The sequence below is a fragment of the Nostoc sp. 2RC genome, assembly GCF_014222165.1.
GTDB classification, from domain to species: Bacteria; Cyanobacteriota; Cyanobacteriia; order Cyanobacteriales; family Nostocaceae; genus Nostoc; species Nostoc linckia.
On record NZ_JACKZU010000607.1, the window covers coordinates 1 to 2,660 of the forward strand.

The following is a 2,660-nucleotide window of genomic DNA, read 5'->3' on the forward strand; positions in this document are numbered from 1 at the left end:
GGGGTAAGGGGAAAAGGGGGAAAGATTAAATTTATTCCTTTTCCCTTTTCCCTTTAACCTTTTCCCCTACCTCTCCCTTCCCACTCCCCATTACAAAAACTGATGACTTTGGTCATACACCAGCCTGGAATTACTTGTGACTTTAGTCCTACATCAGTTTGGACGTTTTGAACGATAATTATTATGTATGAATTTATACGAGGTGTTAAATGTTATACATTTTACAGCGCATTTAAACTTGATGAGTTGCAAAGCTTGGGTTTGGTAACCAGACATCAAGCTTGTTTAGGTAACTCCAAAAAATAAATTATTCCGCTTGGGGTCGTTGACTGCTGACTGTCAAAGGTCAACGGTTAACAGTTAACAGTTAACAGTCTTCTGTGAAATATTTTTTTACTTGGAAGTTCCTTAATCTGTGAAATTTGCTGTAATACCAAAAAACAACTGTCTAACAATTGTCGAATCACAATCGAAGCACAAAGGAGTCAATATCATGTTGAAACAAAACTGTGCATCTATAGTCTTAGCTGCGGCGGCCATCACTTTTCCCACTTTGTTGAGTGTGCCTGCAAATGCCCAAACAGAAGTGTACGTGATTGCTGACAGGGATCGCGATTGGAATCGCGATGGCAGACCCAATTCTGTAGAAGTCAGAACGATTCCAAATCAGGGTTGGAACCGTGACGGTAGACCCAATCCCAGAGAAGTGAGAAATCGCTCTAACTGGGACAATTGGAATCGCGACGACAGACCCAATCCCAGAGAAGTGAGAAATCGCTCTAACTGGGACAATTGGAATCGCGACGACAGACCTTATGTTAGAGTGGTCAGACTCGGTAATGGCGACATTAGATATCCTAATGGCCAAATTATTCCTGCTAGAAGCATAGCCAGACTACGTAATCAAGGTTACTTTAGACTTCCCAATGGGGATATTCTACTTCCCAGTCAGGAAATTGTTCCTGCTGGAAGATTAGTAAGAGTGCGTGATGGTTATTTCAGACTTCCTGATGGACTAATACTGCAAATTAACCTTTAAAACACTAAAAACTCAAAATAATTGTCAGTATGGAGCTACCAGGCTATAGTTTTAGCCGTGAAGAACAGCTCGGTAGCCGTTCCTTCTAGACTTAAACAAATATGCAATTTAATACACAAGACTCTGTAGATTCACCAGTTGTGGTTCCAGAGGTCAAGAAAAAAAAGGGGAACAAAAATTGGCTTTCTTGGTTACTCGTTTTTGCTTTGTTTGGTGGTATTGGTTACGGAGTTTATTACCAAGTAGCCGTTGCTCCACGTCAAGAAGCTAGACGCCGCGTCTTAACAAGACCTGTACAAAGGCAAAATTTAGTAATCAAAGTATCGGCAAACGGAGAGGTCAAGCCTGAACGGTCAATTAACCTCAGCCCGAAAAATTCAGGCGTACTTAAAACACTATTGGTGAAGGAAGGAGATATCGTCAAACAAGGGCAGATTTTGGCTTACATGGATGACTCTAATCTGCGGGGACAACTCACTTCTGCTCAAGGGCAATTGGCACAAGCCCAAGCGAATCTGCAAAAAGCACAGGCAGGCAATCGCCCCCAAGATATTGCTCAAGCACAGGCACAACTCGATGAAGCGGAGGCGAATCTGCAAAAGGTAGTAGTAGGTAATCGCTCTCAAGATATTGGCCAAGCACAAGCACGTTTACAAAGTGCTCAAGCAAACTTGACCAGAGCAGAAGATGATTTCCAGCGCAATCAACAACTTTACAATGCACGGGCTATTTCTCTTCAAAGTTTAAATCAAATCCGTGCGGACAAGGATAGTGCCCAAGCTGCTGTTAATGAAGCACAGCAGGCACTAGCTCTGCAAAAAGCTGGGTCGCGTCCAGAAGATATCGAACAAGCACGAGCTGTGGTCAACCAAAGACGACAAGCTTTGGCACTCCTCAAAGCCGGAACCCGCCAAGAAGATATAGACGCAGCTCGCGCCCAGGTAACATCTGCTCGCGGTTCGCTGCAAAACATCCAAGCCGAAATCAATGACACGATTATTCGCGCTCCTTTTGATGGCGTGGTGACGAAGAAGTATGCTGACCCTGGGGCTTTCGTAACTCCCACAACTGCCAGTAGTGAGATATCTTCTGCCACCTCTTCTTCAATTTTGGCTCTGGCTTCGACCAATGAAGTCGTCGCCAATTTAGCCGAAACCAATATTTCTAAAATTAGCGTTGGTCAGAAAGTTACTATTCAAGCAGATGCCTACCCAGGAAAAATCTTTGAAGGGAAAGTTAGGCAAATTGCCGCCCAATCTGTAGTGGAACAAAACGTTACCAGTTTTGAAGTCAGGGTGTCTCTTTCAGACCCTGAAAGAGTACTACGGTCTGGGATGAATGTAGAAGCAGATTTTCAAGTCGGTGAAGTGAAAAATGCCCTAGTAGTGCCAACAGCCTCAGTAGTCCGTCAAGAAAACGCTACAGGTGTGTATATACCAGGAAACAACGGCAGACCCGTGTTCACTCCCATTGAGACGGGGGTGACTGCCAATAACTTTACTGAAGTGAAGTCTGGATTGACAGGAAATGAAAGGGTATTGCTGAGTTTCCCACCAGGAGCGCGTCCCCAATCTACACCAAGAGGTGGAGTTTTTCCAGGCCTTGGTGGTGGTGGCGGTGG

The 2,660-nt window shown here is 44.4% G+C and carries 2 protein-coding genes; both read left to right on the forward strand.

What is annotated here, in order from left to right:
• The first annotated feature begins 493 nt into the window (after positions 1 to 493).
• The gene (locus GNE10_RS33670; protein ID WP_185570380.1) at positions 494 to 1,039 is read left to right on the forward strand and encodes a hypothetical protein; all 546 of its coding nucleotides are present in this window, start codon (positions 494 to 496) and stop codon (positions 1,037 to 1,039) included.
• A gap of 101 nt (positions 1,040 to 1,140) precedes the next feature.
• Positions 1,141 to 2,660 (forward strand): efflux RND transporter periplasmic adaptor subunit (locus tag GNE10_RS33675; protein WP_185570381.1); only part of this gene is annotated, 1,520 nt, incomplete at its 3' end.